At 70.1% G+C, this 25,575-nt stretch carries 26 protein-coding genes; 12 read left to right on the top strand and 14 right to left on the bottom strand.

Features of this window, described 5'->3' with window-relative positions:
- Positions 1-458 precede the first annotated feature (458 nt).
- A complete protein-coding gene (locus AB0I04_RS14275; protein ID WP_360883661.1) occupies positions 459-884 on the top strand; it encodes an ATP-binding protein in 426 nt (141 codons plus the stop codon).
- A gap of 800 nt (positions 885-1,684) precedes the next feature.
- On the opposite strand, the gene AB0I04_RS14270 is transcribed toward AB0I04_RS14275, so the two are convergent.
- Positions 1,685-2,203 carry a tetratricopeptide repeat protein gene (locus AB0I04_RS14270; RefSeq protein ID WP_360883658.1) on the bottom strand — a complete coding sequence of 173 codons (519 nt, stop codon included), beginning with the start codon at positions 2,201-2,203 and terminating at the stop codon, positions 1,685-1,687.
- A gap of 640 nt (positions 2,204-2,843) precedes the next feature.
- A complete protein-coding gene (locus AB0I04_RS14265; protein WP_360883655.1) occupies positions 2,844-2,984 on the bottom strand; it encodes a hypothetical protein in 141 nt (46 codons plus the stop codon).
- Positions 2,985-3,192: 208 nt separating this feature from the next.
- On the opposite strand from AB0I04_RS14265, the gene AB0I04_RS14260 reads away from it, so the two are divergent.
- Positions 3,193-3,345, top strand: coding sequence for a hypothetical protein (locus AB0I04_RS14260; protein WP_360883652.1), 153 nt, complete (start codon positions 3,193-3,195; stop codon positions 3,343-3,345).
- A gap of 103 nt (positions 3,346-3,448) precedes the next feature.
- On the opposite strand, the gene AB0I04_RS14255 is transcribed toward AB0I04_RS14260, so the two are convergent.
- The 5 genes from AB0I04_RS14255 to AB0I04_RS14235 form a co-directional block, all read right to left on the bottom strand.
- Complete coding sequence (locus tag AB0I04_RS14255; RefSeq protein ID WP_360883649.1) at positions 3,449-3,835, bottom strand: hypothetical protein; 387 nt, start codon at positions 3,833-3,835, stop codon at positions 3,449-3,451.
- Between the two features lie 1,139 nt (positions 3,836-4,974).
- A complete protein-coding gene (locus AB0I04_RS14250) occupies positions 4,975-5,394 on the bottom strand; it encodes a hypothetical protein (protein WP_360883646.1) in 420 nt (139 codons plus the stop codon).
- A complete protein-coding gene (locus AB0I04_RS14245; RefSeq protein WP_360883643.1) occupies positions 5,391-7,553 on the bottom strand; it encodes an integrase in 2,163 nt (720 codons plus the stop codon). The genes AB0I04_RS14250 and AB0I04_RS14245 overlap by 4 nt, the downstream gene beginning before the upstream one ends.
- The gene (locus AB0I04_RS14240; RefSeq protein WP_360883640.1) at positions 7,550-9,472 is read right to left on the bottom strand and encodes a hypothetical protein; all 1,923 of its coding nucleotides are present in this window, start codon (positions 9,470-9,472) and stop codon (positions 7,550-7,552) included. Before AB0I04_RS14240 ends, AB0I04_RS14245 begins: the two co-directional genes overlap by 4 nt.
- Complete coding sequence (locus AB0I04_RS14235; protein ID WP_360883638.1) at positions 9,469-10,998, bottom strand: integrase; 1,530 nt, start codon at positions 10,996-10,998, stop codon at positions 9,469-9,471. Before AB0I04_RS14235 ends, AB0I04_RS14240 begins: the two co-directional genes overlap by 4 nt.
- An 86-nt stretch (positions 10,999-11,084) precedes the next feature.
- Here AB0I04_RS14235 and AB0I04_RS14230 point away from each other — a divergent pair, with 86 nt between their 5' ends.
- On the top strand, positions 11,085-11,576 hold the full coding sequence (locus AB0I04_RS14230) for a hypothetical protein (protein WP_360883896.1): 492 nt from the start codon (positions 11,085-11,087) through the stop codon (positions 11,574-11,576).
- 4 nt (positions 11,577-11,580) lie between these two features.
- Here AB0I04_RS14230 and AB0I04_RS14225 read toward each other — a convergent pair whose 3' ends face one another.
- A complete protein-coding gene (locus AB0I04_RS14225; RefSeq protein ID WP_360883635.1) occupies positions 11,581-12,357 on the bottom strand; it encodes a methyltransferase domain-containing protein in 777 nt (258 codons plus the stop codon).
- A 112-nt stretch (positions 12,358-12,469) separates the two neighbouring features.
- Positions 12,470-13,972 (bottom strand): cobyric acid synthase, encoded by a 1,503-nt coding sequence (locus AB0I04_RS14220; protein WP_360883893.1) that lies wholly within the window; start codon positions 13,970-13,972, stop codon positions 12,470-12,472.
- Positions 13,973-14,056: 84 nt separating this feature from the next.
- Between AB0I04_RS14220 and AB0I04_RS14215 the strand changes: the two genes are divergently transcribed.
- The gene (locus AB0I04_RS14215) at positions 14,057-16,750 is read left to right on the top strand and encodes a LuxR C-terminal-related transcriptional regulator (protein WP_360883632.1); all 2,694 of its coding nucleotides are present in this window, start codon (positions 14,057-14,059) and stop codon (positions 16,748-16,750) included.
- 3 nt (positions 16,751-16,753) lie between these two features.
- Entirely contained in the window at positions 16,754-17,632 is an 879-nt protein-coding gene (locus AB0I04_RS14210; RefSeq protein ID WP_360883630.1) for an alpha/beta fold hydrolase, read from the top strand.
- A gap of 33 nt (positions 17,633-17,665) precedes the next feature.
- On the opposite strand, the gene AB0I04_RS14205 is transcribed toward AB0I04_RS14210, so the two are convergent.
- Complete coding sequence (locus AB0I04_RS14205) at positions 17,666-18,268, bottom strand: TetR/AcrR family transcriptional regulator (protein WP_360883627.1); 603 nt, start codon at positions 18,266-18,268, stop codon at positions 17,666-17,668.
- A 123-nt stretch (positions 18,269-18,391) separates the two neighbouring features.
- Between AB0I04_RS14205 and AB0I04_RS14200 the strand changes: the two genes are divergently transcribed.
- Together AB0I04_RS14200 and AB0I04_RS14195 are read left to right on the top strand one after the other, a co-directional pair.
- The gene (locus AB0I04_RS14200; RefSeq protein ID WP_360883624.1) at positions 18,392-19,612 is read left to right on the top strand and encodes an MFS transporter; all 1,221 of its coding nucleotides are present in this window, start codon (positions 18,392-18,394) and stop codon (positions 19,610-19,612) included.
- Between the two features lie 28 nt (positions 19,613-19,640).
- Positions 19,641-19,823, top strand: a complete 183-nt coding sequence (locus AB0I04_RS14195; RefSeq protein ID WP_360883621.1) for a hypothetical protein — start codon at positions 19,641-19,643, stop codon at positions 19,821-19,823.
- Here the strand turns inward: AB0I04_RS14195 and AB0I04_RS14190 are convergent.
- The 3 genes from AB0I04_RS14190 to AB0I04_RS14180 all read right to left on the bottom strand — a co-directional run bounded on the left by AB0I04_RS14190 (position 19,792) and on the right by AB0I04_RS14180 (position 21,793).
- Entirely contained in the window at positions 19,792-20,802 is a 1,011-nt protein-coding gene (locus tag AB0I04_RS14190) for a cobalamin biosynthesis protein (RefSeq protein ID WP_360883618.1), read from the bottom strand. The two genes, AB0I04_RS14195 and AB0I04_RS14190, sit on opposite strands and share 32 nt — an antisense overlap.
- An 80-nt stretch (positions 20,803-20,882) precedes the next feature.
- Positions 20,883-20,984, bottom strand: a complete 102-nt coding sequence (locus AB0I04_RS14185) for a DUF397 domain-containing protein (protein ID WP_360883615.1) — start codon at positions 20,982-20,984, stop codon at positions 20,883-20,885.
- Positions 20,981-21,793, bottom strand: coding sequence for a helix-turn-helix transcriptional regulator (locus AB0I04_RS14180; RefSeq protein WP_360883612.1), 813 nt, complete (start codon positions 21,791-21,793; stop codon positions 20,981-20,983). The genes AB0I04_RS14185 and AB0I04_RS14180 overlap by 4 nt, the downstream gene beginning before the upstream one ends.
- A gap of 117 nt (positions 21,794-21,910) precedes the next feature.
- On the opposite strand from AB0I04_RS14180, the gene AB0I04_RS14175 reads away from it, so the two are divergent.
- From AB0I04_RS14175 to AB0I04_RS14155, 5 genes are all read left to right on the top strand, one after another.
- Complete coding sequence (locus tag AB0I04_RS14175) at positions 21,911-22,315, top strand: ATP-binding protein (RefSeq protein ID WP_360883609.1); 405 nt, start codon at positions 21,911-21,913, stop codon at positions 22,313-22,315.
- The gene (locus tag AB0I04_RS14170; RefSeq protein WP_360883606.1) at positions 22,312-22,611 is read left to right on the top strand and encodes a hypothetical protein; all 300 of its coding nucleotides are present in this window, start codon (positions 22,312-22,314) and stop codon (positions 22,609-22,611) included. Before AB0I04_RS14175 ends, AB0I04_RS14170 begins: the two co-directional genes overlap by 4 nt.
- A gap of 5 nt (positions 22,612-22,616) precedes the next feature.
- The gene (locus tag AB0I04_RS14165; RefSeq protein WP_360883890.1) at positions 22,617-22,961 is read left to right on the top strand and encodes an antibiotic biosynthesis monooxygenase; all 345 of its coding nucleotides are present in this window, start codon (positions 22,617-22,619) and stop codon (positions 22,959-22,961) included.
- A gap of 10 nt (positions 22,962-22,971) precedes the next feature.
- Positions 22,972-23,355 carry an amino acid-binding protein gene (locus tag AB0I04_RS14160; RefSeq protein ID WP_360883604.1) on the top strand — a complete coding sequence of 128 codons (384 nt, stop codon included), beginning with the start codon at positions 22,972-22,974 and terminating at the stop codon, positions 23,353-23,355.
- Positions 23,356-23,539: 184 nt separating this feature from the next.
- Positions 23,540-24,409 carry an SMP-30/gluconolactonase/LRE family protein gene (locus AB0I04_RS14155; RefSeq protein ID WP_360883601.1) on the top strand — a complete coding sequence of 290 codons (870 nt, stop codon included), beginning with the start codon at positions 23,540-23,542 and terminating at the stop codon, positions 24,407-24,409.
- Positions 24,410-24,481: 72 nt separating this feature from the next.
- On the opposite strand, the gene solA is transcribed toward AB0I04_RS14155, so the two are convergent.
- Positions 24,482-25,549, bottom strand: coding sequence for an N-methyl-L-tryptophan oxidase (solA, locus tag AB0I04_RS14150; protein WP_360883598.1), 1,068 nt, complete (start codon positions 25,547-25,549; stop codon positions 24,482-24,484).
- Positions 25,550-25,575: the final 26 nt, after the last annotated feature.

Raw genomic sequence — 25,575 nt, 5'->3', positions numbered from 1 at the left:
GCGAGACGGAGCCGTTCGGGCAGCCGCCGTTGTCGCGGCCGACGGACCAGAAGCCGATGTACCCGACGTGGTTGGTGCTAGCGGACAGGTGAAAGTGCTGGTAGGCGGACGGGTGGGTGCTGGCTGACGGACATGGGTTGTGTAGGTGGGCGGACGGCCTGGTGCCGGTCTGGCGGACAGATCGGGTGCTGGTGGGCGGACAGCGGGTGCGGGCGGGTGGACATGGGTTGTGCTGGTAGGCGGACAGGGAAGTGCCGATCGGGTGACGGGCTGGGGTTGATCAAGGAGGCGTGTTCACGGACCGGGTGGGTGCCGGTGTGGAGAGAGTTCGGGTGCCAGTTCACGAACTCGTTCACGGAGAGGAACCCACGCCCGGTGAAATCGGATGCGGAGATCTGCGAGATCCTCAACGCCTATGACCTGACCCACAGTGTGTGGTCGGCGGCTGAGCTGGTGGGATGCCACCCCAGAACGGTGAAGCGGTATGTGCGGCTGCGGGATGGCGGGCAGAGCCTGATGGGGCGGGAGCGGCCGGGCCGGCTGATCAGCTCGCCAAGGCCAAGGTGGATGGCGCCGTCACCCGCACCATCGCCAAGATCTGCGCCAACCACATCATCGTCATCGACGACATCGGCGTCTTGCCCGTCGAACCCATCCAGGCCGAGGCGTTCTACCGCATCATCGACTGCGCATACGAACGCCGCTCGATCATCCTGACGAGCAACACCCACCCTTCGGGATTCGATTCGATCATGCCCAAGACCCTGGCCAGCGCCGGAGTGGATCGACTTCTCCACCACGCACACCTGATCCTGACCTCGGGCGAGTCGTTCCGCCTCATCGAGGCCAAGAACGGCGGCGGAGTGACCCCACTCGTCGGCTGAACAGACACCCCACCCGCCGCCATCTGGGGACGGGGCTGCTAGTCCCGAGAATCGAAGGTCTCAGGTCTCCGTTTAACCGGAGTGGTCTAGGTCGGCGGCTCTCCCCGGGCGCTCGGCTGGCGGCCGTTCCAGGCTCGGCGGATGTCCGCGCTCCGCTGGCAGGGTCGGCGGCCACGCCCGGATCGACATCCTGCGCATCCACACACGGCCTACCGACGAGGCCCTCCGCTCCCGAACGTGTCCTGAGCCGCCAAGTAGCGCCTGACCCGACAGAACGCCGATTCTGTCCGGCCAGTGGAGCGACATAGGCGCAGGTCAGCGCATTGGTGTCGTCTCCCGCACCAATTCGGCCGCATGCTCAGCGCCGCCACCCGGCGCCGAAACCCCAGTCTCCGCGAGGCTCGGCACGGACCTTGTGACCTGCACCGATCGATCTACTTTGGGGCTCAGGACACGTTCGGGAGCGGAGAGCCCTCACCGAGGGCCCGGGGACGGCCTCGAGGTCGTTCGTCCAGTAGGCGCTCCACCTTGACCCCGCCCCCGGCACCTCAGCGCGCCCAAAATCAGCCCGCCACCACTCAAGAAACGGTCAGCACGAACCAAACCGCCCACTCCTAGCGACTTGACCGGCCCCACCCCTTCAGGGATGACCTGCCGCTCCGTCCTTAGCGTTACTACCCGTCAGTAGAGTCCCGGGACCCGGGGTCTCCTGAACCGGGCACAGGACCTGACGTGATACCCCGCATCAGACCCTTGACCTGCGACGTCAGCATGGACGTGCCTCGCTGAGGCCGGGTCCTTCAAATATCGCCGTACAGCTTTTGCAGGTGCCGGGCCAGTCTCTCCTGAGTGCGGAAGATGGCCTCGGTTTTCGGGTCGATGGTCTTCCGTTGCAGGATCGCCGCGACCTCGTCGGTCTCGCGGTTGGCATCGGCGACTCGCTTCAGGCTGCAGAGGGTGCCGATCATCGAGATCCGGCAGGTCAGCGTCGCTTCGTGTTCATCGCCGAGCTGGGCACGGCGGATGGCGATCGCCTCCTGCAGGTGAGCGCATGCGGCTTGGTGATCGCCAGCGCGGCTCCGCGCGATGGAGGCGTCGTACTGGGCGCTGCCGGGGAGGGCCTCGGCGGGCTGGGGTACGGGTGAACCGGCGGGCCGTTGGCGCATTCGTTCCTGGGCGGCCTTTGAGTCGGTGTGGTGCTTGTACAGCTGTTTCGCCGTGGTCCCGGTGAAGCGGTTGCCGATGAACCACCATTTGAGGAGGGCTATCGGCGTCACCACAAAAATGACGACGAGGAACATCCACACTGTCGCGTTCACGCAGCGTCTCGCCTTCGATCATCCGATTTGTCGGGGATGAGACGATCTCTCAGTCGATACGGTTCCGCCTGAGGCCCGAGACCGGAGGCAAATGCCTTGCCACGGCGGCCCTCGGCCGCAGCCTGGGGGCCTACAGGCTGGAGACCCCAGATGGTTAGCCTTGTCATCCATCCGATCCAGCCCATGACCGACCTCGTGACCACAAAGGCTCACTGATGCATGTTGGCCCGTGCCCAGTACCAGCGTCCTGCCGTACAGACACCCCGGGACCGCGTCCCACACGATCGGCGAGCCTCGGCCACGCGCTGACCGCGCAGATGCCCCAGCCCGTCCGGGAGACGACACCCATCACCGCACGCTCGTCCCCGGGAGCACTCACCCCGGCCATGGTCGCGCTCCAGAACCGGACCCGGACGAGCTACCGGAACAGCACATTCACTGTCCGCCAGACCAGCATTCGACCTGTCCACCACACAGCACTCCACTGACCGCCCACCAGCACAAACCCTGGCCACCAACCAGCACTTTCAAGACCACCCACCGACGCTCACAGATGTCCGCCAGCAGTTGGTCTGGGCGTAGCTCAGCAGCTGGCGGGCGATCGTCTGGGTGGTGGTCGGGCCGGTGTCGTTCTTACCGATCATCGGGGTGAGGCCGAGCATCTTTTTGAGGCGGCGTCGCTCTTGCCGGTCCAGATCTGCTTCATCTGGGCGAGCGTCGCGTTCGCGGCCGAGATCAGGGCGTCGCCCCACGATCGGGAGTACCCGAAGTCCATGAGCATCGGGTTGACGGTGACGTTGAGGCCGCGGGAGGCGGCGTCCTGCAGGATCTGGACCGAGAAGGATCGACGCCGTAGTCCTGGCCTGCCGACCGGGTAACAGGGGCAGGAACGGTGACGGCCGGTGTCCGTTTGGGGAACCTCTTACGGACACCACGGCGCCGCGCGAGCCCATATCCGTTGGTTTCTCCGTCAGGACTACCGGGACCCCATGACGGTGGACACCGACCTGCTCCGCGAGGCGCTGGCCGCGTCGCCGGCCGGCACCACCGCCCCTCGCGCCGCCGACGGCGCTTACGGCGCCGACGGCTCCGGCCGGGGTGTGGCCGGAGTGGGGCAGAGAGGCGTCGCGGACCGAACTTGACCGTTACGCGGTCCTGAATCAGCCTTCGCTCTTCACCGCCCCCCGTTTCCAGGGTGCGTCACAGGTCAGAACCATGGTCAAGATGATTCGCGAAGGCCGGGGCCTACGGGAATGACCCCGACCGCCAGTCGTGGGTGGGAGTCCTGCGGCGCCGTCGCCGGAGTCGGTTCAGCATCAGAATGGTCCAGACGAAAAGCGTGGCGAGTGACATTACGAGGAGGATCGCCTCGAAGAAGAGGTCAGCGCTGAGGGCCGCGAAGTTATTCTCGGGATAGACGACCTGGTCGCTGATGTCCAGCGCTCGGACCTGCTGGCCGACGTGGCTCACCCCGTCCCCGTCGCTGAGTCCGACGTCCGTGCGCAGGGTCCAGCCGTCGTCGGAGACGAAGGTTCCTTCCCAGGAACATCCGGACTTCCCGCGCTCGCACCGTTCGGCTGTGAAGGTGCCAGGGGTGCCGTGACCGAGCATCGCCGACCAGGACGGTCCCATGGACGTGGCCGAGAAATACAGACAGCAAGCAGCGGCCAACGGGACCGACAAGACTCTGACCCACGAGCCGAGGTGCTTTACGCCCGAGCGCAGCCGAATCATCGATCCCCTTCGCCACCGATGAACGGCGGCCGCCATCTCGCCGTCGCCGTCCCTGAATTTGGGACGTGCTGCGCGTACCATCGGTTGCCTGCCGAGCAGGATCATCGTGACGGCGCCAGGTCAGTCGAGAACATCTCGCCCGGGGTCCCGGAGACCGCGTGGCCATCGAGCCGATGGAAGCACGCATGTGATCAGTCTGCGCCGACCGCGTACCGCCCCATCCGCCGGGCGAAAAAGGCGGAAATACGTGATGATCGAGTGAACCCACGGGCCGCGTGCCACGTATGTCGTACCGAGGCCATCTCTCGCCCGGTCCCGGCGTACGGAGCGGGAGGCGGCCGCAGACCGCCGTGCGGTCTCGTGGAAGAACGGCCCGGTGGCGGATCCGGTCGGATCCGGTGGCCGGCCGCCTCTTCGACGAGACCGAAGCCGTCACCGGAGGTAGCTCGTGACCCGCTGGACCAGGGCGTCTTCCCGCCGGATCAGGCGCGGCCGGCTCGGCCCGGTCCGGGGTGGCGGTCGACGAGTACGACGGCGTGATCCTGCTGCGCTCGTCCCCGGACTCGCCGCCGGCCCCGGAGGACGTGGCCGAGTTCGCCGGCGCGCTGGCCGACGGGGAGAACGCGCGCGACGTGGTCACCATCGTGGTCGGCGCCGCCCGCGCGGAACGCGGCCCCGGCCCGTGGCGGCGTCCGTCCGCCGCAGCACGGACGCGGAGCGGACCGACTTCCGGTCGCTCGTCCAGCAGGTGTGGGACCGGCACAGCGCCGCGGTCTCCCGGGGTCCCGGTAGTCCTGGCGGAGAAACCAACGGATATGGGCTCGCGCGGCGCCGGGTGTCCGTAAGAGGTTCCTCCAACGGACACCCGGACAGATGCCCGTGCGGCCATCACGACGTGCGAAGACGCCGCCTCAGATAAGTCGTCCGGTGAACGTCTCACTGAGCGGGGGCTATCCGGACGCCGCTCGGCAGTCGGTCCCCAGAACCCTCCGAGTTTCCGCAGGTCAGCGGTATATCCGTCGGAAATTCCTCCAGGACTACCGGGACCCCTGGATGGGGAGCGCGGTGACCTCGCTGGCTGCAGCGAGTTCCTCGTGCGCCTGTTGGAGTTCCAGGGACAGCTCGGCAATCGCGCGTCGCAGCGCCTGTCCGGTGGCTCGTTCCGTGGCGAGCTTGGCTCGAGCATGGGTGAGTTGCTCGTTGAGCTGGGTGTTCTCCGCAGTGAGCTTCTGCATGGCCAGCGGGATGGTGTGCTGGGCCTTCACGCGGGCCTGGAAGTCGTCGACCAGGTCGCGGTGGCCGTAGACGACGTCACGGCGGAGGCCCGATTCTGTGATCAGTTCGGTCCCGGTGAGCTTTCCCGAGGCCGAGTGAAGTGGGGTTCCTGCCAGGAGCCGGTCAGCGGCGGCCCGGATCGTGGCTCTGTCCGCTTCGCGATCGCGGGGTGCGCGGCTCACGCGTCTTCTCCTTCGCGAGTCACAACGGTCGTGCGAGATCGTTCATGACGGCTGATGATCTCCCGCGTCTGGGTGGCTTGGGTGGCGGCGCGGTCGCGGAGGGGGCGGGGGGTGAGTCGGTCGGCGGTGGTCGCGTCGAGGGCTGTGACCCGGTGCTGCAGTTGGACGATGTCGCGGTCGGTGTAGGCGAGGTTCTGGCAGGTTGTTCGGCATTCGGCTTGGTCGGGCTGGCCGTCTGTGGGCAGGCCGGCCTCGATCCGGGCGCGTTCGCAGGCGGCGGTCTGCCTGGTCCAGACGCAGGTCATGCCTTCGCCGTGGTGGATGTTGGGGTCGACGCTGGCTAGGAGTCGTTCGACGTTGCGGGCGTGGTTGATCACCTGGCCCGCAAACGGCGCGGAGCGGACGACGCGTACCCGGTATTCGTCGGCGGCGGGGCCGCTGACGTGCTCGCCATCGTCCAGCAGGTTCGTGTCCTCCTCGGTCTGCTCGACGACCATTTCCAGCCGCTCGACGGCTAGTTCGTTCATCCACTCGGTGTCGGCCGAGCCGCTGTAGTTGAGCGTGACCAGGGTCGACACGTGCCCATACTGCAACGCGGCCGCGATCAGGCCCCGCGGCTGGCGGACGATGAAGTAGGCCAGGGTGCGCCTGAACCGCGACAGATGCAGGTGTTTGGTTGAGTCGGGTGGGATCGGCGGGTCCTGGTCGGTGGTAGTGAAGGTGCGGTTGACCCAGTCAACGAAGTCGTTGATGTCCTGGGCCATATAGGCGCTGCTGCGCGCCCGGTTGTTCAGGAAGCCGCTGCGCACCGACCTCATCGGTTTGGCGGGAAAGATCAGGTCGCCGAAGGCGAAGCGTTCCAGGACGGCGATGGCGTCATGGACGGGTTGGACCACCACCCAGGGCCGTTTCAGCGGATCGTCGTTCTTGTGGGGCTCGGCGTGCCGACGCGGCTGGTCGGGTGCTGGGGTGCGGCCTCTGCCTTTGCCGCGGCGGCCGTTGAGGAGTAGTTCGCCGGAGTCGGGATCGGTGTCGCGACACCCCTTGCGCAGGTTGAGGCATTCTCCCGGCCGCATTCCGCTCAGGTAGCAGACGATCACCGCGCCCGCGGCGAACAACAACCGCACCAGATCGGCCAGTTCGTCGAGGGCGATCGGCTCGTCACGCCACGGCTTGCCGTTGATCGTGCCGGTGACCGCAGACCCCAGGTGGCTCTTGTCGTTGATCGGCAGGCTCGCCTCCGCGAGCATCCGGCGGCGGACCGGTGACTTCCTCACGTAGTGGTCAGGGCGGGAGGCGCCGAGGAGTTGGCCGAGGTAGTGGTCGTTCGGCTCGACTGTCCCGCTGGATGTCGTGGTGCCGGGAAGCGGCGTTTGGTCCCGTTGCGAGTGGTCCAGGAAGACCCTCAGCCGGTCGGTTTCCCCGAGTCCGGCGTAGCGCTGCTGGGATGGGTGGGTGCCCGTGCGTATCTGTTGGTAGAAGTCGTGTGCTGCGACGATGTCGGGGCCAGCTTCCTCGATCATCCAAAGTGACCACGCCAGCAGGTTCTCCATCGTTGCCGACGCGATCTTCGGGGTCTTGTTCTCCCCCTTGACCGCGATCGGGCCGAGTTGGTCGTAGTCGATGGTGCCGCCCCAGGGCGCGGCCCGGGTGGCCAGCTGGCAGGAGGGCGGCAGGTACTCCCGGTAGTTGTGCAGCATCAACACGGCGTTGAGCAGGTCAGCGCGGCGCTTAGGGCGACAATCCAGGGCCAGGACGTGGCTTCGATAACGCTCCAGGTGCCGGTCGGTGACCACGTTCAACTCCTTGAGCCCGTGGTCGTTCATCCAGGTGGCGAACACCCGAAGGTGCAACATCCGTGTCGAGAACGTCTGTACTCCCAGGAACTGCACTCCCGTGCTCACCGCCCACTCGGCCGGGACCGGGTGATCCAGCACGGCCAGGGCAAAGGTCTTGAACAGCGGCACCAGGTGAGCGGGGAACGGCTCCCAGTGCACCGCGTTCACGCCCTGGTGGGCGTCGGGGTGGGCCGGCTGCAAGATCCAGACCTGGTCACCGAAGCGTGACAACTGCGTGGCCGGTGTGCCAGCGCGGATCGTTCGGCCGCGCAGGACCACCACGTCGGGGTCCGCCGCCCTGAGTGGATCTGTGGTGGTCACCGTAGTTCCAATCTGCCCTGCAACAGGTCGTCGACCATGGCGTGGTGCCGGTCCTCGATCCGGGATCGGGCGTCGGCGCGTTCGGCGTCGGTGTAGTGGTGCGGGCCGGTGAGATCACGGAGCCTGCTGAGGGTGTCCGCCCAGCGTGTCTGCCAGACGCGCGGATCCAGGTGCGGGCGAAGGCCCGCGATCTGGTCCTGAGCGAGCAGCTGAACCGGCAGCTGATGAGGCAGCGCCCGGGCGTTCACGCAGGTCAGGCAGTCCAGGAACGAGGCCGGGCACGGAAGTCCGGGGTCGCTGTGGATTCCAGCCAGATGGTCGACACAGCCGGCCAGGACGGTGTCGTTCTCCCCGGACAGCAGCCGGTGCAGGGTGTCGACGTCCACCCCGGCCTCGGCGGCGGCCATCTCCGGGGCGCGGCGGGCGCGTTCAATGAAGGCCGTGGTGAACACCTGGACACTCTGCCGAGCTCGGGCCTTGTCGACCTCGCCGCGTAGCGCCTCGGCAACGACGGCGCGGCTCTCGCGGATGACGTGCTCGCTGCGTTTGAGGTACTGGTCGTTCATCGTGCGCCGTGAGTGCGCGATCGGACGCCGCCGGCGCTCGATCACGGTGTTGCGGACGCGTCGCACTTCGATCAACGGCAGCAGCTCGCCGTCGCCCCCGGTCTGGCGCCCGAACCCGTTCTGCTCGGCCCACTTGTGGAGATGGAAGTTGCGTGCGGGACTCACCCACCGGTGCTGCTTCTTCCCTGGAGCAGGGGTGTAGGCGCTGAACGCCCCGGTGTGGCCGCCGTGCCGTCGGGTCAGCTCGGTCAGCTCGATCAGCAGCAGATAGACCTTCAACGGTGATCGGAACAGCCGCCGCTCGTCCTCTCCCTCGGCCAGCACCGAGGCCAGCGTCGACGGGATGTCCTCCAACGCGGTGATCATGTGTTCGCGGTCGGGGCCCCGGCGGGGCTTGGAAGCCTCGAGCAGTGCGACCGCGGGCAGGTCCTGGCGGCCGCCGTCGGGGCGGTAGGTCACGGCTGGCCAGGCAGCGACGGTCCCGAGGTTTTCGCCGGTGAGCGCGGTCAGCAGAAGGGCGAACGCGCCGAGCTCGGGGATCGTCAAGCACAGCTGTCTCGACAACTGCCAGACGCCGCCTGCGCGGGTGGTCGTCGTGTTGGGGACGCCGTTCGGGGCTCGGGGGAAGTCGCCGGTCCGCTCGAAGACGTCAAGGTGCCGCCCGACCAGTTCCTCATGGCTGCCCGCTGCCAGTTCTCCTGCCCGGAAGCGGGCCAGCAGCGTCCGACCGGCTCGGATCCGGTCACGGGCTTGCCGGATGTCGCGGCGCAGCACCGTCATGATCTGCTGCCACTCGATCCCGGTGTACTCGGCAGGCGTCTCCTCGTCCTCGGTGCCCCCGGCAGGATCGTCCGCCTGCACCACTCGAAGACCGGGCCCAGGGCCCGGACGCCCGGTCACCACCGCCCGGCGCACCTCGGCCGACAGCTCCGGGGCGTCGCGGAGTAGGCCACGGAGCACGTCGACGTAGTGGCGATGAGACCGCAGCCCGGCGTACTTGGCCGAGAACGCCTCGATATGGCCGGCAGTCACGTCGTTGACGGCAGTGGGCGCAGGCATCTGCTGACTGAGCACCTCGCCGAACCGGCGCGCATACCAGGCGAAATCCTTCGCGGATTCGATCTTCTTCACCGACTTCGGCGGGGAGATCCTCCGCAGGAAGATCTGCGCCAGCCAGGGCTGCAACTGCGGGCTCACCGGCACGTCGGAGAAGTCGAAGTTCCGTTCCTCGCCGGTTCCCTCCTCCACGAACCGGACGGCCAGCCCATCGTCGATCAATGCCTCGGGAGCTCTCCACTGAGCGTCCGGCAGACTGGCCCGGCGGCCGCCCCGCCCCGCACCAACCCGCGTCACCGGACCTCGATCGCCGAGAGCACCCGGCCGCTGCCAGAGACGACCACGCGGACCAGAGCGTCGACGGCAGCGGTCTCCTCCTCATCCAGCAACGACATCAGGTAGTCGATCTGCAAGCACGTGAAGGGCTCCAGATAAGTGTCGCGGGTGACCATCGGGTCTCGGTGACCGAGCATGGAGGCGAGTTGGAACCAGATGCCGCCGAACTGCTCCCGCAGATCAGCGATCTGCTCCTCGGTGAACCCCGCGATACGTTGCTCCCAAGCCACCGACAGGATCGAGTACCACTTCAACGCGAAACTGTGCCTGGCCATATGAGGCCGGCACCACAGCGGGCACTTTTCCCGCCGCCGACCCCGCTCCGCGCCCTGCAGGCCGGGGAAGAACTCATCCACCCACAGGTCGGCGACCCGAGCGTTGGCGTCCTGGAAGGTGTCCTCCCAGCCATGGGCCTTCTTCGGCAGCCCCGTAGGCGTCAACCACAGCGCGAGCGGTTCGAGATCGTCACCCACCCGACGAAACAGCAGCCGCCGTTCGTCCGGGCCGATCACGTCCAACGACCGATGGACCACGCCGTCCCGGCCCTCCAGATACAACAGCCTGCTGCGCGGGTTATAGCCGGTCACGATCTGCAGGTTGCTCAACCGCTGGTAGCGGCCCGCCCGCTGTGCGCGTCGCATGGCCTCAGCCCGTGACCCGGTGATCGGGTCGGTGTAGCCGGCGATCGAGCGCAGCACACTGCGCGGGATCCGGTAAGTCCGTCCGGCCTTGCCGCCCTTGATGCACGCCGCCGACAGCCACCCCGCCGCGAACCGCGCCTCGCCGACCGGCGGGATCTCCACATCCAAGACGCTGGCCCACTCGACCAACCGCAAGCCCGTGCCCAACAGGCCCTCCACGAACGCGGCATCCCGGTCCTCACACGCCCCCCGCCACCCCGGACGCCGCAGCCCATCGAACCCATAGCCGCGCAGGCCGATATCGCGCCACTGTTCGAAAGCAGGCCGCTGCATCCACTTCACCTGCCGACGGCTGGCGCCCGCCGGACGCAACGGATCGCGGCCGCCCGGCCCCACCACAGTGTTCGCAGATTCCTCCGGCCAGCGACGAGTGGCATCCCCGGCCACCGTCTTCACCGGATTCGCCACCCCATACCGACCACTGGCCCAGAAGTAGAAGGAGTTCAGAGCGGCCCGGTCGGTGTCGAAGGTGGTCGGCGCGACACGATCCTGGTTGCGAGGGTCGGTGAGCCTCCAATGCTTGAACACCTCGACATCCCGCACCGTCGCCTCATCCCACCGCCGCCCGAACACGTGCAGGAAGTTCATCCACACGACCAGCGCGTAGGCGTACCGCCGCCACGTCGACGGCCTCCCGCCCGCCACCTTGCCCGTACGGAAGAACAAGTTGACCCGGGCATCCACCTCACCCATCCGCGCCACGATAACCGGCGTACCGTGGCGCGCGCCGTTACCGACAGCCCGCTCCTCCAGACTCCCCAGCCCCGGTACCTCCTCGACGACCACGCCCGTACGAGGCGAGAAGAAGTCGTAGAAGTAGACATCCCAGTACGCACCACCGTCGGCCACGAACCCCTCCAGAACGCCGGAAGATCGACAACTCCGGAGAGCCTAGAGAAAACCGCGCCTACGACGTGCTCGCCTCGAACGCGATCGCCGACGCGCTCTTCCACGACTGGGCGCACTCACGCAACCTCATGCACATCGTGTTCACCGACCCGGCCGCGCGAGCCTTCTACCGGGACTGGCACGACGTCGCGCGAAACTCGGTGGCCGGCTTCCGGCTCGGTTACGGCAAGGCTCCGCACGACCCGCGAGTACGGCAGGTGCTCGCCGAGCTGCTCGACCAGAGCCCCGAGTTCGCCGAACTGTGGGCCCACCACGACGCCCGTGGCAAGGCGCTCGACCGCAAACGCTTCGACCACCGCGACGTCGGAGAGCTGACCTTGACGATGCAGACCTTCGACGTCCGCTCCAGTCCCGGGCAGGAGCTCGTCGTCTACCACGCGGAACCGGCCTCGACGAGCAGCCAGGCCCTCGCCCTCCTCGGCTCCCTGGCCGCCACCTCGCGTCGGGAGGCTTAGAGCGTCACTCTCCCGACGGCCGCCGGGCGATGACGTGCAGAAGGGCCGCGACCCGGCGGTAGGGGTCCGTGCGGCCGGCGCGCTCCTCGGAGGCGAGCAGCGCGTCGAGGTCCTCGGGTACGGGGGCGTCGTCGGCCGCCGTGTCGGTGAAGACGCGGACGCCGTACCAGGCGGGCACGGACAGGCCGCGCTCGGCGAGCGCGGCCGTCAGGTCGGCGAGCCGGTCCGCGCGGGCCTCGACGCCGATCCGGTTGCGGTAGGACGTGCCGTCGAAGGCCGCCGCGGTGGCCGGCCAGTCGCCGAACAGGCCGGGCCGCATGGCCAGGGCGTCACCGTTGCGTGCCAGGAGGGACACCAGCGCGCCCGGAGCGACGACGGCCGCGACGGCGTCGAGGAGCGGGCCCGGATCGGCGAAGTACATGAGCACGCCGTGGCAGAGGACGACGTCGAAGACCGCCGTCCCGCACAGCGCGGCGGCCCGCGTCACGTCTCCCTGGACGACGCGGACGCGCTCCCGTACGGCGGCCGGTTCGGCGTCCAACGCGGTCGTGAGGTCGCCGAGCAGCGCCGACGAGGCGTCCAGTCCGGTCACGGCGTGTCCGCGGCGGGCGAGCCGGAGGATCTGCGTTCCCTGGCCGCATCCGAGGTCGAGGACGCGCCGGGGTGGCGCGTCCGGAAGGTGCGCGGCGAGCTGCCGCGCCACGAGCTCCTGGCGGACCGTCTGGCGGAGCGAGCCCAGTCCCGCCCGCCAGCGCTCCTCGCCCGGCGTGAACCCGCTCATGTGCCCTCCTCCGCCGGGGAGGTGACCAGACACGCCATGCTCACGATTCGCTCGCACCGCTCACTCACGTGCCCTCCTCCGCCGGGGAGGTGACCAGACGCGCCACGCTCACTCATGACCCGGCGCCGCCGGGCGGCACGATCGGCAGGTCCGGTGGGGTGCCGGTCTCGATGAGACGCCACAGGGCGTCGGTGTCGAGGTGGCGTTCCACGAGATCGCCGAGCGCGTCGAGCTGCGCCTCCCGCAGCGCCGCGAAGTCGGTGTCGGGGGCGGGGGTGAAGTCGCGGCCCGCAGTCCGGGCGACGTCGGTGAGGAAGGCACGGCGGAAGCCGTCGTTCTCCATCGCACCGTGCCAGGTCGTGCCCCAGACCGCCCCGACGCGGCAGCCGTCGAGGAACGGTTCCCCGCCCTCCGCCGCGGCCACGCCGTGATGGATCTCGTACGCGTGCACCGGTTCGCCGTAGGCGGTTCCGCTGGGTCGGCGCAGGGTCTTGTCGGGGGCGAACTCCACGCGCACCGGCAGCAGCCCGAGGCCCGCCACCGGTCCGGCCATCGACTCGATGTCGTCGAGGATCTCGCGGGCGAGCATCTGGTAGCCGCCGCAGATCCCGAGCACCGGGCGGCCGGCCCGCGCCCGTCGTACGATCTCGGCGGCCAGTCCCTGTTCGTGCAGCCAGGCCAGGTCGGCGACCGTGGCCCGGGATCCGGGCAGCACGACCAGGTCCGCGTCGGCGAGTTCGCCGGGCGTGGTCGCGAACCGTACGCTCACGCCCGGCTCGGCGGAAAGGGCGTCCAGGTCGGTGAAGTTCGAGATGCGCGGCAGCCGGGCGACCGCGACCCGCAGGGTCTCCCCCGCGACCGCGGGGCGCGTCGGTGGACGCGCGTCCAGGGCGAGGGAGTCCTCCACGTCGAGCCAGAGCCCGCCGAGCCAGGGCAGCACGCCGTAGACCGGGCGGCCGGTCAGGGCCGTGATCTGCGCGAGGCCTGGGGCCAGCAGCTCCGGCGCGCCCCGGAACTTGTTGATGACGAATCCGGCGATCAGCCGCTGGTCCTCCGGCTCCAGCAGGCCGACCGTCCCGTACAGCGCGGCGAAGACCCCGCCCCGGTCGATGTCCCCGACGACGATCACCGGCATGCCGGGGCCGTCCGGGGACCCGGCGGCGCGCGCGAGGCCCATATTCGCGAGGTCGCCGGCGCGCAGGTTGATCTCGGCGGGGCTGCCCGCCCCCTCGCAGATCACCACGTCGTACCGCGCGCGCAGCTCGGCGAGGCTGGCGAGGACCACCTCGCGGAGGCGCCGCTTGTGCTCGGCGTACCCCATGGCGTCGACCTCGGCGATCGGGTGGCCGAGCACGACCACCTGGCTGCGCCGGTCGCTGCCGGGCTTGAGGAGCACCGGGTTCATGTGGGCGGTGGGCTCGACCCGCGCGGCGGCGGCCTGCATGGCCTGCGCCCGCCCGATCTCCGCCCCGTCGGCGGTGACCATCGAGTTGAGCGACATGTTCTGCGCCTTGAACGGGGCGACCTTGGCCCCCTGCCGGGCGAGCCACCGGCAGATCCCCGCCGTGAGGACGCTTTTGCCCGCGTCTGACGTCGTCCCCGCGACCAGCAGCATCCCGTTGCCCACGGACGCCGACGGTAGCAGCCGACCGGCGGGCGGCCGGAGCCGGTGCGTAAAGGCCCCTTACAGTGGGTGTTCGTGCTTTACGGAAGATCTGCGGAAATCAGGGCACTCGACGAGGTGATCGTGCGGGCCCGCGCCGGCTCCGGCGCCGCGGTGGTGTTGCGCGGCGAGGCGGGCGCGGGCAAGACCGCCCTGCTCGACGCGGCTGCCGCGCGAGGCAGCGCGACGCGTGTGCTTCGGACCACCGGCGTCGAGTCCGAGTCCGACCTCGCGTTCGCGGCGCTGCACCAGGTGCTGTGGCCGGTGACCGGCTCGCTCGACGCGCTGCCCGAACCGCAGCGCGGCGCCGTGAGTACGGCCCTGGGGCTTGCCGCGGGCAGTGTCGCGGATCGGTTCCTGCTGGGCGCCGGCGTGCTTTCGTTGCTGGCCGAGGCAGCCGCGCCGGACGGGCTGATCTGCGTGGTCGACGACTTTCAGTGGGTCGACCGGGCCTCGGCCGACGCGCTGCTGTTCGCCGCCAGACGGCTGGGGACGGAACGGATCGCGATGTTGTTCGCCGTGCGCGGGGATGTTCCGGTCAAGGGCGTGCCGCTGACAGTGGATGTGCGCGGCCTGCCCGAGTCCGCAGCGGCCGAGCTGCTGGAGTCCCGCCACGGTGTACTGCCCGCTCATGTGGCGCGGGAGCTCGTCACGCTGACCCGCGCGAATCCGCTCGCCCTGGGCGAGATCGCCGCCCGCCTGACGCCCGCACAGCTCGCCGGGCGCGAACCGCTGCCTGAACCTTTGCCGGGCGGCGCCCGGCTCTTCGGCGATCGGGTGGCCGCGTTGTCCGCCCCTGCTCGGCTGGTCGCACTGGTCGCCGCCGTGGAGGCCGACCTCGACACGGTCCTGCGCGCCACCGACCGGTTGTTCGCCGAGGAGGCGATACGGCCCGCCGAGAACACCGCTGGGCGGGTGGCGCTGGCTGAGCTGGAAGGGGCCGGGCTGGCCGGGGTGTCGGGCACGAGCGTGCGCTTCCGTCATCCGCTCATCCGGTCCGCGGTGCACGAGGCGGCCGCTCCCGCCGACGTCCGCCGCGTGCACGCCGTCCTGGCGGAGCTGACCGTGGATGATCGCCGCGCCTGGCACCTGGCCGGAGCCGCCCTGGGTCAGGACGAGCAGGTCGCCGCCGCGCTGGTGGCCGCCGCGGAGCGGGCGCGCGACCGCGGCGGGTACGGCGCCGCCGCCACGGCCCTGGCCAGGGCCGCCGAGCTGACCCCCGAGGCTCGCGCCCGTGCCGTCCGCCTGAAGGACGCCGCCGTCGCGGCCTGGCTCGGCGGCCGCCCGGGACAGGCGGAGTCGCTGCTCGCCGAGGCGCGCGAACGGGCCGATGGGGACGCCACCCTCGCCATGGAGATCGCCCAGCTCCGGGGCCGGTTCGAGCTGAACTCGGGCAACGCCGCCGAGGCCGTACGGATCCTGGCGGCAGGCGACAGTCTGGGCATGCTGGCCGACGCCGTGGAGGCGGCCTCGTTCGTCGGCGACACGACGGCCATCGTCGAGCTCGGCCGGAGGGCGGCAGCGCACCCCGAGGGTTTCCTGCGGGACACGGTGGCCGGGATCGGCCTGACGCTGGACGGCGACGCTACCGGGCCGGGCCTGCTGCGGCGGGCGCTGGCGCGGGCCGGCGAACTGGAGGACGCGGCGGGGTACCTGTGGGCGACGGCCGCGGCCAGCACTCTGGGCGAGTCGGACCTGGCCACCGAGATGGCCGGCCGGGCCGGACGGGTGGCCAGGGTGTCGGGTATGACCGGGCAGCTGCCCGTCGTGCTGGAGTTCGTGGCGACCGCCGAGCGCATCGCCGGGCGGTTGGCACGCAGCCAGGCCATCTCCGAGGAGGGCCTGGCGCTGGCCCGGGAGGCCGGGTATGAGAACACGGTGGCCGCGCACCTGGCCAACCTGGCGGCGCTGGCGGCGCTGCGGGGCGAGGAGGAGCCCTGCGAACGGCAGGCCCGCGAGGCGCTGGCCATCGCCGTACCGCATCGGGTCGGTTTGCAGGCGGGAGTGGCGGCGTACGCGCTGGCGCTGCTCGACCTGTGCCTGGGCCGCCACACGGCGGCGCACGACCGTTTCAACGCCATCGCGGCGGCGGGGCCGGGCGCCGGGCATCCGACCGTGGTGTGGCGGAGCGCGCCGGACCGCGTCGAGGCCGCCGTGGGCGCGGGCGACGAGGCGGGCGCGCGGACGACGCTGGCCGCGTACGAGCGATGGTCGGCGCACGCCGCGACGCCGGAGTCGCGCGCGCTGCTGGCCCGCTGCCGGGGCCTGGCCGACTCGTCCGAGGACGCCTTCGGCGAGGCGCTGCGGCTGCACACCAACCCGTTCGAGACGGCCAGGACCGCCCTGCTGCTGGGTGAGCGCCTGCGCCGCGCGCAGCGGCCGGGCGAGGCGCGGGCGCATCTGCGGATGGCGTGGGAGACGTTCGAACGGGCGGGTGCCCGGCCGTGGGCGCGGCGCGCGCAGGACGAGTTGCGGGCGGCGGGCGAGAGCGGGCAGACCTCGCCCGCGGCCGTGCTCGACGCGCTGACCCCGCAGGAGCTGCGCATCGCGGGCCTGGTCGCCGACGGGTTGTCGAGCAAGCAGATCGCCGCCCGGCTCTTCCTGAGTCCGCGCACGGTCGAGTACCACCTGTACAAGATCTATCCAAAGCTGGGCATCGGCTCCCGTACGGAACTGGCGCGACTAGTAGTTCTACAGAAGGCGCCAGTAGCCGAGGACGACATGCTTTGAGGCATGCAGAACGTGACCATCTGGAGTGAAGAGTTCGGCGCCGAGACGGACGCGCCGATCCTGTTGATCATGGGTTCGATGTCGCAGGGCATCCTGTGGCCGGACGAGTTCGTCGGCCGCCTGACCGCCGGAGGCCGCCGGGTGATCCGGTACGACCACCGTGACACCGGCATGTCGGGCACCGTCGACTTCGCGGCGGAGCCGTACACGTGGGACGACATCAAGGACGACGTCTACCGCGTGATGGACACCCACGGCCTGGAGAGCGCGCACCTGGTCGGCCACTCGGCGGGCGGGCTGCTCGGCCAGCTTGTCGCCGTGGAGCGGCCGGAGCGGGTGCGCTCGCTGACCGTCATCGCCGCCTCGCCGCTCGGCGGCGGCGAGGGTGAGGTGCTCGTGCGGGCCCTGATGGGGCAGCCGCAGTCCGAGGGGAGCCTGCCCGAGCCGGCGCCGGAGTTCGTGGCCTTCTACCAGGCGCTGATGGCCGCCCCGCCGCCGCAGGACCGGCGCGCGCGGATCGACGGGATGATCGCCGAGCAGCGCGTGCTGCACGGCACCGGGCTGCCGTTCGACGAGGACGCGGCGCGCCGACTGCAGGAACGGATCTACGACCGGGCCCGTGACCTGTCGGCGGTGGCCAACCACCGGCTGGCCGGAGCGGCCAAGCCCGACTTCGAGCCGGTGGGCGTGCTGCACCAGGTGAAGGCGCCCACGCTGGTCATCGAGGGCAGCCACGAGCCGGCCAAACCGGGCCACGGCGCGATCATCGCCGAGCAGATCCCCGGGGCGCGGCTGATGATCGTGGAAGGCATGGGGCACACGCTGCCGCCGGAGGTGCACGAGGAGGTGGCCGCCGCCGTCCTCGCGCACACGGCCGGGTAAGGGCCATCGGGAGTCCTCGGTGGTGACGGAATCTCAGGAGGCGCCGAGGGCCCGGTGCGTGAGCTCCTGCACCACGGCGGTGACCTCCTGGACGTCGATCGGCGCGCCATCGGCGATCAGGTCGTCGAGCAGGCCGTCGGTCGCGTGGTAGACCATGCGGAAAGCCATGGCGGGATCGCGGGCCTCGAACGCTCCCGCTTCGGCGCCCTCGGCGACGTAGCCGCAGATCAGGTCGATGACGCGCTGGTTGGCGCGCTTGCAGATCTCCAGGGCCGGGGCGTTCGCCGAGCCGTAGACGACGCGGTGCAGCTCGGCGTTCCGGACGGCGTGCTCGATGAGCGTGGCGAGGAGACCGTCGATCGTCGGCCACCAGCCGCAGTCCTCACCGAGGATGTCCTGGGTCTTGGTGACGATCGCGTCGACGTACCGCTCCCAGAGCGCGCCGAGCAGGTGGTCCTTGGTGTCGAAGTACAGGTAGAAGGTGCCCTTGCCGATCTCGGCGGCGTCGGTGATGTGGCCGATCGTGGCGACGTTGAAGCCGATCGAGCCGAACACCTCCTCGCCCGCCCGGAGGATGTCCTCCCGCCGGTCGTCGTGGCTCTTCGTCACCCGCTTGCGCCGTGCGCCCGTCGCCATCGCGTCCGTCTCCTTCTCCGCCGGTCTTCAAGCATAGCTGAATGACCGACGTTCAGTCGGTTGACTGAACGTCGGTCATTGAGATTGACTGACCGTCGGTCAGTCACCGTCGAGGAGGATCCGATGTCAGCCGACACCGCGGGCGCCGGGCTACGGCCGGGCACCGGTCACGCGGACCGAACCGGATGGAGGTTCCGGGGCGCCGCGTACACGCTGCTGGTCCTGCTGGCCGGCACCAATCTGCCCACGCCGCTGTACCGCGGCTACCAGCGGGCCTTCGGGTTCTCGCCGCTCGTCGTCACCCTGATCTTCGCCGCCTATGTCGCGGCCCTCATCCCGTCGCTCCTGGTCGCCGGACCACTGTCGGACGCCGTCGGCCGCCGCCGGGTCCTGCTCCCCGCCGTGGGCCTGGCCTCCGTCGGCGCGCTGGTCTTCGCCCTCGCCACCGGGACGGCCTGGCTGTTCGCCGCCCGCGTCGCCCAGGGACTGGCCCTCGGCGCGGCGTCCGGAGCGCTCAGCGCCGTCCTGACCGAACTCGAACCGAACGGCGACCGCCGCCGGGCCGCCCTCGTCACCACGGTCGCGTCCGTCGGCGGGCTCGGCGCGGGGCCACTGCTGTCGGGTCTGCTCGCGCAGTACGCTCCGGCCCCTCGCGTGCTCCCCTACGTCGTGGAGATCGCCCTGCTGGTCCCGGCGGCCGTCGCGATGGCGGCACTGCCGCCGGGACGCCCGGCGGTCCGATGGCGGCCGCAGCGACCCCGGATCCCGGCCGCCATGCGGCGGGTCTTCGCCACCAGCGGTGTCGCCGGCTTCCTGGCCTTCGCCGTCATCGGTCTCTTCCTCACGCTGGTCCCGCCGTACGTGGCCACCCTGGCGGGAAGCGCGAACCTCGCCCTCAGCGGCGGCGCGGTGACCCTCATGCTCGGTTCGTCGGCCGTCGCCCAGGTCGTCGGGTACGGGCGGAGCCCGGTCACCGTCCGGGCGGCCGGGCTGCCCCTGCTGGCCGCCGGGCTCGTCCTGCTCGCCGTCGCCGGAGCGGTGGCATCCCTGCCCCTGCTCCTCACCGCCACCGCCGTGGCCGGAGCCGGGCAGGGACTGGTGTTCCTCGGCTCCCTCACCCTGGTCAACAACGCGGCGCCCGCCGAACGCCGCGCCGAGGTCATGGCGGGCTTCTTCGTGGTCATCTACCTCGGCGTCGGCGTGCCGGTGATCGGTGTCGGCCTCCTCGCCACGGCGACCGGCCTGCTGACCGCCGTCCAGGACTTCGCCTACGTCGCCGCAGCCCTGTGCCTGACCGTCCTGGCCGCCCCGTACCTGGCACGCCGACCCGGTCGCGACCGATGAGAAAGGGAGTTCCGACCTGGTCGGCCGGATGCCCGAGGCGACGGCCGATCGGACCGTACGGATCCGTCTCGTCGACCGCACCGGCCGTCAGGTCACCGACGCCGAGGTGACGTGGGACCGGCTCATCCGGATGCGGGCCGAGGAGCACCTGCCCGGGCACACCGCGCGGCTGGCCGCCGTCAGCGGCGCAGGCTCCGCCACCCGGCCCTGACCGCCGCACGGGCGCCGACCGTGACGACGGCCGAGGCGACCGTGACCGCCTGAGACAGCCGGACGGCACGCCGGATGTCGTACGGTTCGGCGGCGCGGCCGTCGCCGAGCTCGGGCCGGTGCTCGACACGATTCCCGTACACGTTGACGCCGCCGAGCCGTACGCCGAGCGCCCCGGCGAACGCCGCCTCACAGCGGCCGGCGTTCGGGCTGGGGTGGGCGGCACCGTCGCGGCGGAGGATCGCGTACGCCACGCGCGGCGATCCGCCGACGAGCGGCGCGCAGACGACCGTGAGCAGCCCGGTCAGCCGCGCGGGCGCCCAGTTCGCCGCGTCGTCGAGACGGGCGGCGGCCCAGCCGAAGCGCAGATAGCGAGGGCTACGGTGCCCGACCATCGCGTCCAGCGTGTTGACCGCCCGGTACGCGAGCAGCCCCGGCACGCCGAAGACCGATCCCCAGAACAGCGGCGCGACGGCGGCGTCGGAGGTGTTCTCGGCGATCGACTCGACCGTCGCCCGCGCCAGTTCCTTGGCGTCCAGGGCACCCGGGTCCCGCCCGCACAGGTGCGGCAGCCGCCGCCGGGCCGCCTCGACATCGCACGCCTCCAGCGCGGCCGCCATCGCCAGCCCCTCCCGCCCCAGCGACGTCCCGCCGAGAACCGCCCAGGTCGAAACCGCCGTCACCACGACCCGAGCCAGGCCCCTGGTCTGGTCCCGGTCGACCCGTCGCGGTCCGCGTCCCATACGGTCGGTGCGCGCGGCGGTGTTCCGTACGACCGCGTCAGCGGCGATGCCCAGGCCGACGGCTCCGAGCACGCAGGTCGCCGCGAACACGGCCCCGCGCGCCCGGGAGTCGGTGTAGAGCCGTCGCTCCAGCGCCGACGCCGCCCGGCCGAACGCGGCCACCGGATGCCCCCGCCGCGGGTCGCCGGCCACCGCGTCCAGCAGCAAGCCCGCCCAGAGCCCCTTCTCCGTCGTCACAGACGAAAACCATAGGCCCGCCCGACTGTCCGATATCCATGAGGCCGGGTGGACGCCTCTGCCTCGGCTGAGGCCGTTCGTCAGCCCGTCTCCGCCTCGGCCCGGCCGATGACACCGACCTCGACGCAGTCGCTGCCCTGATCGGTTCCGCTGTAGCTGCTCTTCCGGTACGGCTCGATCATTGATACAACTCCATCTTCGTACGAATCAGTTCTTTCGACTGATCATCGTTGAGGGCTTTTATCCCTATCCGGTCGTAACGGTCGAGATACGGGCGCGCTTCGAGCGAATAGACCAGCCTTCCTTGCCCGGGTGACTCCAGATAGGCAACGTCACCTGACGCGTTGGACAGCACCTTGAAACTACCATCAAGCCCCTTATACGCCCCCGCAGCCCTAGGAACCACCCGAATCCCGATATTCGGCATGTCCGCGAGCTCGAGCAGGTGCGCCAACTGCTCGCGCATGACCTCGGGGCCGCCAACCGGCCACTCGAGAACCGTCTCAGCGATGATCACCCACAACAGGGGAGGATCCTTCCGCGACAGGATGGCCTGTCGGTTCATGCGCACCTCGACTGCGGCTTGGGCCGCCTCCTCGCCAGCGCCGCTTGCGAGCGCGAGCGCCCGCGCGTATTCCGGTGTTTGGAGCAGACCGGGGATGACCACGGCTTCGAAGATTCGGATCGTCGAGGCCGTCGCCTCGATGTCGCGATGTTCCTTGCTCCAGTGTCCGTCCGGCTCGCGCAGGGCATGAACGACCAGCGCAGCGAACAAACCCCCGGTTTGCAGCGCTTCGTCCGCAAGAACCGCTTGTTTCGGATCGAGTTTGAGAGCGCTCGACTCGATCCGCGAAACAGTCGATCGAACACAGCCGATCCGCTCGCCGAGTTGCGTGCCCGTGAAGCCCGCCCTCTCCCGATGAAAGCGCAGCTGGAGAGCGATGACCGCCCACAACGAGGACATCGGATCGGGTTGCGACCGCATGGCCATCTCTTGGTCCCCCGCGTTTCCGGACGTTTCTGATGTTTCCTCGAAACAGTGCGATGTTAGCGCGACAGGTCCAGGCTGGCCCTACGAATCCGCGAAGCAATGTCGGGAGCCATCGTTATGGGCCAGATGAATATCGAGATGGAGAACGCCGAGAGGCTAACGATCAAGGGCCGACCGGAAATGGCCAGGAACGCCCGCGCGTTCGCTCGCGCGAGCCTCGGGCGATTGGGCTGTAGTCCGAACGCGATCGACGACGGAGAGTTGATCATCTGTGAGCTGGTCACCAACGCCATCAAGGCCGCACCCGGCCAAGAGATCAAGATCTCGATATTTCCGCTGCGGAAGTACGTCGTCATGTGCGTCTACGACCCTGGCGACGGCCTGCCCCGGCAGAAGCAGGCGGGGTCTCACGATGTATCCGGGCGCGGGATTCCCATCGTCAAGCAGTGCGCCCGCCGATACGGCGCGTTCGAAGTGGTCGGCGGAAAGATCGTCTGGGCGATGGTGGGGAGACAGGCGTGATCGAGGAGACTCTCACCATCGAGCGCATAAAGGCTCGCTTCCCGGAATGGATCATCGCTTACGATCCGTCGGCACGCTCGTACTGGCTGCTTCATTGGCGCTACCTGGACATCGGCTGGCGCCGCGTCAGTTCCATGCTGCGGATAGAAGCAGAGATACACGGCGTCCAGCGCCGGTACTCCCCGTACATCCTTCCGTGGGAGCGGTACGTCCAGGATCAGCCCCGCGCATTACGCGGCACCGCAGGCATGATTCGACCGGAACGGAAGTATCGCGGCCGTACGGTCGACGTGTGATCGCGATGATCTTCGAGTACCGGTTCGACCCGGACGACGAGGCCACCTTCCAGGACTACCTGGCCGAGTCCGCCCGGCTTCGGGAGTTGCTGCCCGAGCTCGACGGGTTCTACGGGATCGAGCGGTATGCCAGCGAGACCGAGCCGGGCAAGTACCTCGCCCTCGGATTCTTCCGGGACGAGGAGGCCGTCGCCGCCTGGCGGAACACGCCGGCGCACCGGCGTGCGCAGGCGCTGGGCCAGCATCGGTTCTTCACGACGTACCGGCTGCGGATGGCGGAAGTGGTCCGGGACTACGGCCCGGATGAGCGTGACGAGGCACCGGCGGACAGCCGCCGCGTGCACGGCTGAGGAGACGACGATGTACGACCTGACCATCGGACTGGACGACCGGCCTGGCGCGCTGGCGGAGATGGGCGAGGCGCTTGGCGCGGCGGGGGTCAGCGTGGAGGGTGGCGGCGCCTGGACCGTCGACGGCCGCGGGGTGGCGCACTTCCTGTTCCATGACGGCGAAGCGGCGACCGCCGCACTGGAGCGGGCCGGCATCAAGATCATCGCCTGCCGGAAGGTGGTCGCCCGCCGCCTCCACCAGGACAAGCCGGGCCAGCTGGGCGCGATCACTCAGGCGCTCGCCACGGCCGGGGTGAACATCGAGGTGCTCTACTCAGACCACGACCACCGGCTCATCCTGGTCACCGACGACCCGGACACCGCCGCGACCGCGACCGCCGGCTGGAACCGGTGAGCGACACCCGCAGCTGATCGGTCCACCGGCTCTCCGAGCTCCTCGGCCACACCCCCGTCGTCGCCGAGCGCTTCCACGTGGTCGAGCGAGAATCCTGACCGCGCGAAGTGCCGGGCTGCCCGGTGGATGAGCGGGTAGTGGAAGATTGGCGATGATCGCCGCCGTCACGCTTGGGAGCCGAAACATGGAACTCACCGCGGAACCCTGTTCGCCGGTACGAGTGGAGCACGCCGAAGGGCCGTTCTGGTACGGAGACCGGTTCGGCTGGGTCGACATCATGGCCGGGCGGCTGTGGCTGGCCGGATTCGACGGCGAGACGCTCACCGATCCGCGCTCGCTGGAGGTCGACCGCCCGATCGGCGCCGCCGTCCCCCGTGTCCTGGGTGGGTGGATCATCGCCGCCGGCACCTGCTTCATGGAGCTGGACGAGGACGGCCGGGCGACGGCCCTGACCGGTGACCTGGCCGACAGTTCCACGATCCGCATGAACGACGGCAAGTGCGACCCGGCGGGGCGGTTCTGGGCGGGCACGATGGCGTTCGACGAGACGCCCGGGGCGGGCTCGCTGTTCGTCTTCGACGGATCGGTCCGTACGGTGCTGGAAGGCGTCACCATCTCCAACGGGCTCGGCTGGAGTCCCGACCACCGCACGATGTACTTCATCGACTCGCGGGCCGGAGGGGTCGACGCGTTCGACTACGACATGGAGACCGGCGCGGCGACCGGCCGCAGGCGGCTGTTCGCGGTCGAGGGTGCCACCCCGGACGGGATGAGCGTCGACGACGAGGGCCACCTGTGGGTCGCGTTCTGGGGCGGCCGCGCCGTGCGCCGCTACGACCCGTCCGGACGTCTGGTCGCCACGGTCCACCTGCCGGTGACGAACGTGTCGAGCTGCTGCTTCGGCGGCACCGACCGCTCGACGCTGTTCATCACGACGTCCCAGCAGGGCCTGTCGCCCGAGCAGCGGGAGGCCGAGCCGGACGCCGGCCGAATCTTCCGCGTCGACCCGGGCGTCTCCGGCCCGGTCGCGACGCCCTTCACGGCCGGCCGCTGACCGGACGCGCTGTTCCATCGGCGTACGCCGCGTCCCACGACACGGCGAACGCCGGTGATCAGCCAGGTGCCATCAGCGTAGGGCGAACCTGTCGATCGGCTTATGGCCGTCCACCAGGTCGGCGACGAGTTCGCCGAGCAGCGGTGTGAACTTCGCGCCGTGTCCGGAACAGGCGGAGGCGACCACGAACGGGCCGCGGCGGTCGAGGACGAAGTCCTCGTTCGGCGTCGAGGTGTAGAGGCAGGTCAGCTCCGAGCGCGGGACCGGATCGAGGCCGGGGAGCCACTCGCGCGCGTACGCGACTGCTCGCTCCCGGGCGGCCGGGTCGACGGTGAAGTCCCTGTCGTCCGCCGTCGTCACCGCGCCGTTGACGTGCTCGCCGACCTTGAAGTACGGCCCCTCCGGCAGCGCGTAGAGGTCGAGGGACGTCTCACCGTGCACGACCGTGGGCCAGGGGCCGGGGTCCTCGCGGTCGAAGAAGAAGACCTGCTGCTGGGTCACGGTCAGCGGCGGGAGCGGGACCAGACCGTCGAGCAGCGGGCCGGTCCAGCCTCCTGCCGCGACCACGACCGTACGGGCGCGCCAGGTGCCGGTGTCGGTGGTGAGGGTCACGCCGTCCGAATCCGGCCGCAGGGCGCGGACCGGAGTGTCGTACGCGACGTGCGCCCCGGCGTCGACGGCCAGGCGGACTAGAGCGGCCATCGCCGCCTCCGGGTCGAGTACGCCGCCCTCCGGGTCGAAGACCACGGGTCCCTCGAAGCGGATGCCGGGCCAGCGGCGGGCCGCCTCGGCCGGGTCGAGCAGCTCGGCGGCGACGCCGTGCTCCCGGAGCAGGGCCGCCATGCGCTCGGGCTCGCGGCCGGGGCCGTGGTCGACGCCGCCGGTCCGGGTCAGGAGCCGCTCGCCGGCCTGCTCTTCGAGCTCCTCCCACAGCCGCCCCGCCCGGCCGGTGAGCTCGACGTAGAGCGGGTCGAGGTAGGCGCGGCGGAAGATCCGGGCGTGGCCGTGCGAGCTGCCGCGCCGGTGGCCCGGGCCGTACGCCTCGAAGGCGGCGACGCTCCGTCCGCGGCGGCTCAGCGCCCACGCCGCGGCGGATCCCGCCAGTCCGAGCCCCACGATCGCCACATCGATGTCGTCCATGTCCCGCATCATGCCTGCATAGACGC

Source organism: Actinoallomurus sp. NPDC050550 (assembly GCF_040655075.1).
In the GTDB taxonomy this organism is placed as follows: domain Bacteria; phylum Actinomycetota; class Actinomycetes; order Streptosporangiales; family Streptosporangiaceae; genus Actinoallomurus.
Note: the sequence above shows the minus strand (reverse complement) of the source record. Positions and strands in the feature narration are given on the sequence as shown.

Excerpts from the sequence above, each read along its gene's own strand:
- AB0I04_RS14165 (WP_360883890.1), top strand. The coding sequence starts at position 22,617 with ATGATCTTCGAGTACCGGTTCGACCCGGACGACGAGGCCACCTTCCAG.
- AB0I04_RS14200 (WP_360883624.1), top strand. The coding sequence starts at position 18,392 with ATGTCAGCCGACACCGCGGGCGCCGGGCTACGGCCGGGCACCGGTCAC.
- solA (WP_360883598.1), bottom strand. The coding sequence starts at position 25,549 with ATGGACGACATCGATGTGGCGATCGTGGGGCTCGGACTGGCGGGATCC.
- AB0I04_RS14205 (WP_360883627.1), bottom strand. The coding sequence starts at position 18,268 with ATGGCGACGGGCGCACGGCGCAAGCGGGTGACGAAGAGCCACGACGAC.
- AB0I04_RS14155 (WP_360883601.1), top strand. The coding sequence starts at position 23,540 with ATGGAACTCACCGCGGAACCCTGTTCGCCGGTACGAGTGGAGCACGCC.
- AB0I04_RS14225 (WP_360883635.1), bottom strand. The coding sequence starts at position 12,357 with ATGAGCGGGTTCACGCCGGGCGAGGAGCGCTGGCGGGCGGGACTGGGC.
- AB0I04_RS14220 (WP_360883893.1), bottom strand. The coding sequence starts at position 13,972 with ATGCTGCTGGTCGCGGGGACGACGTCAGACGCGGGCAAAAGCGTCCTC.
- AB0I04_RS14260 (WP_360883652.1), top strand. The coding sequence starts at position 3,193 with ATGACGGTGGACACCGACCTGCTCCGCGAGGCGCTGGCCGCGTCGCCG.
- AB0I04_RS14160 (WP_360883604.1), top strand. The coding sequence starts at position 22,972 with ATGTACGACCTGACCATCGGACTGGACGACCGGCCTGGCGCGCTGGCG.
- AB0I04_RS14175 (WP_360883609.1), top strand. The coding sequence starts at position 21,911 with ATGGGCCAGATGAATATCGAGATGGAGAACGCCGAGAGGCTAACGATC.
- AB0I04_RS14265 (WP_360883655.1), bottom strand. The coding sequence starts at position 2,984 with ATGCTCATGGACTTCGGGTACTCCCGATCGTGGGGCGACGCCCTGATC.
- AB0I04_RS14275 (WP_360883661.1), top strand. The coding sequence starts at position 459 with ATGCCACCCCAGAACGGTGAAGCGGTATGTGCGGCTGCGGGATGGCGG.
- AB0I04_RS14180 (WP_360883612.1), bottom strand. The coding sequence starts at position 21,793 with ATGGCCATGCGGTCGCAACCCGATCCGATGTCCTCGTTGTGGGCGGTC.
- AB0I04_RS14185 (WP_360883615.1), bottom strand. The coding sequence starts at position 20,984 with ATGATCGAGCCGTACCGGAAGAGCAGCTACAGCGGAACCGATCAGGGC.
- AB0I04_RS14210 (WP_360883630.1), top strand. The coding sequence starts at position 16,754 with ATGCAGAACGTGACCATCTGGAGTGAAGAGTTCGGCGCCGAGACGGAC.
- AB0I04_RS14195 (WP_360883621.1), top strand. The coding sequence starts at position 19,641 with ATGCCCGAGGCGACGGCCGATCGGACCGTACGGATCCGTCTCGTCGAC.
- AB0I04_RS14255 (WP_360883649.1), bottom strand. The coding sequence starts at position 3,835 with ATGGGACCGTCCTGGTCGGCGATGCTCGGTCACGGCACCCCTGGCACC.